The organism is Streptomyces sp. NPDC059788, assembly GCF_042732265.1.
Classification (GTDB): domain Bacteria; phylum Actinomycetota; class Actinomycetes; order Streptomycetales; family Streptomycetaceae; genus Streptomyces.
Genome location: NZ_JBHWHY010000105.1, coordinates 1 through 7,191 on the forward strand (window position 1 = coordinate 1; position 7,191 = coordinate 7,191).

2 protein-coding genes are annotated in these 7,191 nt (G+C 71.8%); both read right to left on the minus strand.

The annotated features are described in order from the left end of the window. Positions 1-1,028, minus strand: a 1,028-nt coding sequence (locus tag ACFV57_RS42430; RefSeq protein WP_385244582.1) for a beta-ketoacyl synthase N-terminal-like domain-containing protein, incomplete at its 3' end; no start/stop codon positions are given. 19 nt (positions 1,029-1,047) lie between these two features. Then, positions 1,048-7,170 carry a type I polyketide synthase gene (locus ACFV57_RS42435; protein ID WP_385244584.1) on the minus strand — a complete coding sequence of 2,041 codons (6,123 nt, stop codon included), beginning with the start codon at positions 7,168-7,170 and terminating at the stop codon, positions 1,048-1,050. Positions 7,171-7,191: the final 21 nt, after the last annotated feature.

The following is a 7,191-nucleotide window of genomic DNA, read 5'->3' on the forward strand; positions in this document are numbered from 1 at the left end:
TGCGCCTCCACCGCATCCACATCCACCGCCGACAGACGCGCATTGGCCAACGCCTGCCGGATCACCCGCTGCTGCGACGGACCATTCGGCGCCGTGAGGCCGTTCGACGCGCCATCCTGATTGACGGCCGTACCGCGTACGACGGCCAGCACCTGATGCCCGTTCTTCCGCGCATCCGACAGCCGCTCCAGAAGGAGCATCCCGGCGCCTTCACCCCAGCCGGTGCCATCCGCCGCCGCCGCGAACGCCTTGCACCGGCCATCCGCAGCGAGGCCGCCCTGCGTGCTGAACTCGATGAAGCCCGAAGGCGAGGACATCACCGTGACGCCCCCGGCGAGGGCGAGAGAACACTCTCCGGAGCGCAGCGCCTGAACCGCCAGATGCAGGGCCACCAGTGACGACGAGCATGCCGTGTCCACGGAGATCGCGGGGCCGACGAAGCCCATCTGGTAGGAGATGCGCCCGGAGACGACGCTCGCCGCGTTGCCCGTGATGAGGAAGCCCTCGACTTCCTCGGGCGCCGTCGTCAGGAGCATGAGCGGGTAGTCCTGGCCGTTGCCGCCGACGAACACGCCGGTCTGGCTGCCGCGCAGGGTGGCGGCGTCGATGCCGGCGCGCTCGACCGTCTCCCAGGCGACCTCCAGCACCAGTCGCTGCTGCGGGTCCATGCCCACCGCCTCACGCGGCGAGATCCCGAAGAAGCCCGCGTCGAACTCGTCGGCGTCGTGGACGAAGCCTCCCGCGTTCGTGTTGGTCTTGCCGGAGGCGGTGGGGTCGGGGTCGTAGAGGTCCCCGGGCCAACCGCGGTTCGCCGGGAAGGCGGACGCCGCGTCCGTGCCGTCCGCCACGAGCCGCCAGAGTTCCTCGGGGGACGAGACGCCTCCGGGGAAGCGGCAGCCCATGCCGACGATGGCGATCGGTTCGGCCGTCGCCGCCACGAGCTGTCTGTTCTGCTCGCGCAGCCGCTCGGTTTCCTTCAACGAGGACCGCAGCGCCTCGACGTACTGCTCAATGGATGGTGTGCTCATCGCGCTCTCCTAAACCCTGTCAGCTCGTCGAACCGTCGATCGCCAGCCGCAGCAGGCTCTCCGCGTCCATGTCGTCGATGTGCGCGGAGCCGCCGCTCTCCGGGCCGGGTGTGGCCTCGGCGTCCGGCTCGGCGAGCTGGAGGACCATGTCCAGCAGGCCCGCTCGGCGGAACCGGCTGAGCGGAATGGATGCCAGCACCTCGCGGAGTCGCGCCTCCTCGGCGTTACCGTCGGCGGGCACTCCGAGGTGCGGCAGCAGCTCCGCGCGGAGGTAGCCGGCGACGGCCTCGGGGGTCGGGTAGTCGAAGACCAGAGCGGCCGGAAGGGTCAGGCCGGTGGCCGCCTTGAGCCTGTTGCGCAGTTCGACGGCGGTGAGCGAGTCGAAGCCCTGGGACTTGAACTCCACACCTGCGTCGACGAGTTGATGCTTCGGATGTCCCAGGACTCCGGCCACTTCGGTACGTACGAGGTCGAGCAGCACGCGGTCGCGCTCCTCCTGCGACAGTCCGCCCAGCCTTTGGAGCAGCGTCGGTCCCTCTCCTTCAGCGGCGGTGCCCCCTGTCGTGGCGGTGCGCCGTGTGACGCCGCCGGCGAGTCCGCGCAGCAGCGGAGCCACTTCATCGCCCTGGGCCCGCAGTGTCCGGGCGTCGAGCCCGGCCGGAACGAGCACGGGGCGTCCCCGCTCCACGGCCGCGTCGAAGAGCGTCATGCCCTCCTTGTCGTCCATCGGGATCACGCCGGCGCGGGCCATGCGGCGGTAGTCCGCTTCTTCGAGTCCGCTGCCCATTCCGCTTTCCTTGGCCCACAGGCCCCAGGCCAGCGAGGTCGCGGCCAGGCCGAGGCCGTTCCGGTGGCGTGCCAGGGCGTCGAGGAAGGCGTTGGCGGCGGCGTAGTTGCCCTGGCCGGGGCCACCCATCACCCCGGCGACCGAGGAGTAGAGGATGAAGGCGGAGAGGTCGAGGTCCCGGGTCAGTTCGTGCAGGTGCCAGGCCGCGTCCACCTTCGGCCGCAGCACCGTATCCACCCGCTCAGGCGTCAGCGAGGCCACCACACCGTCATCCAGAACACCCGCGGTGTGCACCACGGCGGTCAGCGGGTGCTCCCGCGGTATGTCCGCCAGCAGCTTCGCCAGAGCCTCACGGTCGGCGACATCACAGGCCGCCACCGACACCCGGGCACCCAGCCCGGACAACTCAGCCACCAGCTCAGCCGCGCCAGGGGCCTGTTCACCCCGGCGGCTGACCAGCAGCAGGTTCCGCACGTCGTGCTCGACCACCAGGTGACGTGCGGCGAGCGCACCCAGACCACCGGTACCACCAGTGATCAGCACCGTCCCCGCCGCATCCCACACCGGCCCAGCCGACTCCCCAGCAGCAGACACACGCGTCAGGCGCGGCACCCACACCTCACCCCCACGCACCGCCACCTGCGGCTCGCCGGCAGCCAACGCCAGCGACAGAGCGTCCACGGACCGTTCATCACCGTCCAGGTCGACCAGGACGAACCGGCCCGGATTCTCCGCCTGCGCCGACCGCAGCAGACCCCGAACCGCGGCCAGAGCGAGATCCTCGATGTCCTCGGAGTCGACCGCGACGGCGGAGCGGGTCACGACGACCAGGCGGGAGCCGGTGAACCGCTCGTCCGCCAGCCACTCCTGGAGCAGCGCGAGTGCGCTGTGCGTCCGGTGCCGGGCCTCGCCGACGGCATCGGCGGACGCCGTCGCCGCCAGTGGCAGCAGCACCGTACCGGGCACTGCGCCGGACGACGCGAGGGCTGCCGGGGACGCGTGAGCCGTCCGTCCCAGGGCCTCGGCGAGTCGTAGCTCGTCCGTCCCGAGCACGGCCCAGTCCTCGGCAGTACCGACCTGCCCCTGATCCGGGGCGGCTGTCCGGGTCCACTCCACCTCGAACAGCCACTCCGGCCGCCGGTTGCCGGCGGCGCGCAGCGACTCCGGCGGCACCGGACGTACCGCCACGCTGTCGGCCACCGCGACGACCGATCCCGTACCGTCCGCGGCGGTCAGCGCGTAGCTGTCCGGGCCGACGGGTGCGAGCCGGACGCGCAGCACCGAGGCGGCAGTGGCGTACACCTCCACGCCGGACCACGTCTGCGACACCCCGGCACCATCCAGCAGCAGGGGATGTACCGCGGCTTCGAGCAGCGCGGGGTGGAGTACGAACCCAGCGGACTCCGCCTGCTGCTCCGCACCGAGGGTGACCTCGGCGAAGATCTCCTCGCCGCGCCTCCAGACGCGCCGTACGCCCTGGAAGGCCGGGCCGAACGCGTACCCCTCGTCGGCCGCACCGTCGTACAGATCGCGCGCGTCGGCCTCGGCAGCGGCGGCGGGCGGCCACTCGGCGAGACCGGCTTCCGCCGCACCACCCGCGCGGGCCAGCGAGCCCGAAGCGTGCAGCGTCCATGCGTCCGCCTCGTCCCCGGCGTGCTCGGGGCGTGCGTAGACGCCGATCTCGCGCAGGCCCGCGTCATCCGGGCCGCCGACGACGACCTGGAGGAGGACCGCGTCGTGCTCGGGGAGGACGAGGGGAGCCTCGACGGTGAGTTCCTCGACCCGTCCGCAGCCGACCCGGTCTCCGGCCGTGAGCGCCAGGTCCGTGAACGCCGCACCCGGCAGCAGTACCGTGTCCGACGCCGTGTGCTCGGCCAGCCACGGGTGCGAGCGCAACGACAGGCGCCCCGTGAAGACGACACCCGTACCGTCCGCGAGATCCACCGCGGCGCCCAGCAGCGGGTGGTCCGAGGGAGCCAGTCCCGCCGACGACACGTCACCCGTGCCACCGGTGCTCTCCAGCCAGAACGACTCGCGCTGGAAAGCGTACGTGGGCAGGTCCACCCGACGGGCGCCCGCACCGGCGAACAGCGCGGACCAGTCCACCGCGACGCCGCCCACGTGGGCCTGCGCCACCGATGACAGGAACTGCTCCAGATTGCCGCTGCGCCGCCGCAGCGTGCCGAGGACCAGCGCGTCGCCGGTCACCGTCTCGACGGTCTCCTGCACCCCGAGCGTCAGCACGGCGTGCGGGCTGACCTCGATGAACACCCGGTGCTCGTCCTCCACGATCCGCTCGACGGCCGGCTGGAAGCGCACGGGTTCGCGCATGTTGCGGTACCAGTACTCGGCGTCCAGTTTCTCCGTGTCGAACAGTGCCCCGGTCACCGTCGAGTAGAACGGGATGTCCGACGGGCGTGGCGCGACGTCGGCAAGCGCCTCCAGCAGTTGTTCGCGCAGCGTCTCGATCATCGGCGAATGCCCGGGGACGTCCACGCCGGGGATACGACGCGCCTTGATCCCCTCCGCGGTCAGCTCCGCGAGCAGCTCGTCGAGCACCTCGGGGTCACCGGAGACGGCGGTCACGTTGGGGCCGGTGATCGCCGCCACCGAAAGGGAAGCGCGCCGGTGCTCCAGCCGCTCGTCCACCTCCTGGTAGGACAGGGGCAGTGAAGCCATCGCGCCCTGGCCCGTGAGGGTGTGGATCGTACGGCTGCGCAGTGCCACCAGCCGGGCCGCGTCGGACAGGGTGAGGCCCCCGGCGACGTACGCCGCCGCCACCTCGCCCTGCGAGTGGCCGACCACCGCGGCCGGTTCGACGCCCAGCGATCGCCACAGCGCGGCCAGCGACACCATGACCGCGAACAGGGTGGGCTGGAGGATGTCGATACGTTCCATCGGCGGCGCGCCCTCGGTCCGGCGTACGACGTCGAGCACCGACCAGTCGTTGAACTCGGCGAGCGCCTCGTCGCACTCCTCCATCGCCCGTGCGAACACCGGGGACTCCGCCAGGAGGTCCGCTGCCATGCCGGCCCACTGGGAGCCCTGTCCGGGGAAGACGAACACCACGCGGCGGTCACCCTTGAGGGCGGTTCCGGTGATCACTCCCGGCGCCGGCTCACCGGACGCCAGAGCCTCGGCGCCGGTCAGCAGCGCCGCACGGTCCGCACCGAATACGACCGCCCGGTGCTCGAACGCCGTCCGGGATGACGCCAGCGACCAACCGGTGTCCACCGGCTCCCACTGTGCACCGGCCTTCACCAGCCGCTCGGCCTGCCCCCGCAGAGCCGCCTCACTACGCGCGGACACCACCCACGGGACGACAGCCGGAGCGATGCGCTCGACCGGTTCCGCGAGCTCGGCCACTTCGGCGGGCTCACCCTGTTCGAGGATGACGTGCGCGTTGGTGCCGCTGAAACCGAAGGAAGAGACACCGGCCCTGCGGAGACGGTCGGTGTCCGGCCACGGCCGTGCCTCGGTCAGCAGCTCGACGGCCCCCACCGACCAGTCCACGTGCGGGGTCGGCTCGTCGACATGCAGAGTCTTGGGCAGTACGCCGTGGCGCATGGCCAGCACCATCTTGATCACACCGGCGACGCCCGAGGCGTGCTGGCTGTGGCCGATGTTGGACTTCAGCGAGCCCAGCCACAGCGGACGGTCGGCGGGACGGTCCTGGCCATAGGTGGCGAGCAGGGCATCCGCCTCGATCGGGTCGCCGAGACGGGTTCCGGTGCCGTGTGCCTCGACCACGTCCACGTCGGCCGTGGTGAGATGTGCGTTCGCCAGGGCCTGGCGGATGACGCGCCGCTGCGAGGGGCCGTTCGGCGCCGTCAGACCGTTGGACGCGCCGTCCTGGTTCACCGCGGTGCCACGTACCACCGCCAGTACCTGGTGACCGTTCCTGCGGGCGTCCGACAGCCGCTCGACCAGCAGCATGCCCACGCCCTCGGCGAAGTCGGTACCGTCGGCAGCGCCGGCGAACGCCTTGCAGCGGCCGTCCTCGGCCAGCCCTCGCTGACGCGAGAACTCCACGAACGCGCCCGGCGTCGACATCACCGTCGCGCCTCCGGCGAGGGCCATGCCGCACTCCCCCGACCGCAGTGCCTGGACGGCGAGGTGCAGGGCCATGAGCGACGAGGAGCACGCCGTGTCGACGGTCAGCGCAGGCCCCGTGAAGCCCAGCTGGTAGGCGACACGCCCGGACATGATGCTCGGCGCGCCTCCCGTGAGCAGTCGCCCCTCGACCGTCTCCGGCGCATCCTGCAGCTGCGGCCCGTACGCCTGCCACGACGCGCCCACGAAGACGCCCACCCGCGCGCCGTGCACAGAGGCCGGGTCGATTCCGGCCCGTTCGAACGTCTCCCAGGAAGTCTCCAGCAGCAGCCGCTGCTGCGGGTCCATGCCCAGTGCCTCACGCGGCGAGATCCCGAAGAACGCGGGATCGAACTCGCCCGCGTCGTGCAGGAAGCCGCCCTCGCGCGCGTAGGACTTGCCGGAGCTCTGCGGGTCCGGGTCGTACAGCCCCTCCAGATCCCATCCGCGGTTCGTGGGGAACGGTGTCACGGCGTCCACCTCATCGGCCACCAGCCGCCACAGTTCCTCGGGGGACGTCACCCCGCCGGGATAGCGGCAGGCCATGCCCACGATGGCGATCGGCTCGTCCGGGCCGGCGGCTCGTGCGACCGGGTCCAGCTCGGCTTCTCGTACGCCGGTCAGCTCCGCCTTCAGGAAACGGGCGACGGCCTGCGGGGTCGGGTTGTCGAACGCGAGGGCGGCGGGCAGCCGCAGGCCGGTGGCGGCACCGAGCTGACCACGCAGGTCGACAGCGGTGAGCGACGTCAGCCCGAGATCGGCGAAGGCCCGCGTGGGATCTATCTCGTCCGCCTGCGCGTAGCCGAGGACGGCGGCGGCATGGGTGCGTACGAGATCCAGGATCGGCCGGTCCCACTCCGCCTCGGGAACGCCCGTGAGGAGATCACGAAGGGGCTCCGCCACCGTCGGCTCTGCCCCGGAGAACGGCGCGGATTCGGACTCGGACGCGACCGCGGCATCTACGTCCACTCGCCTGGGGGCTCCTCTACGGGCCTCGGCGGACCCTTCGGGAGCGTCGAGCCAGTAGCGCTGGTGTTGGAAGGCGTAGGTGGGCAGATCGACACGACGCGCCCCGGTGCCGGCGAACACAGCCGCCCAGTCGACAGGCACCCCCCGCACGTAGGCCTGCGCCAGAGCCGACAAGAACGCCAGCGGCTCCGCACGGTCCGAACGCAGCAGGGGAACCGCAGTCATGGCGTCCGGGTGCGAGGCACAGGCCGCCACCAGCGGGGCCAGTACCGCGTCCGGGCCGACCTCGACCACCGTCGAGACGCCCTCCGCCTC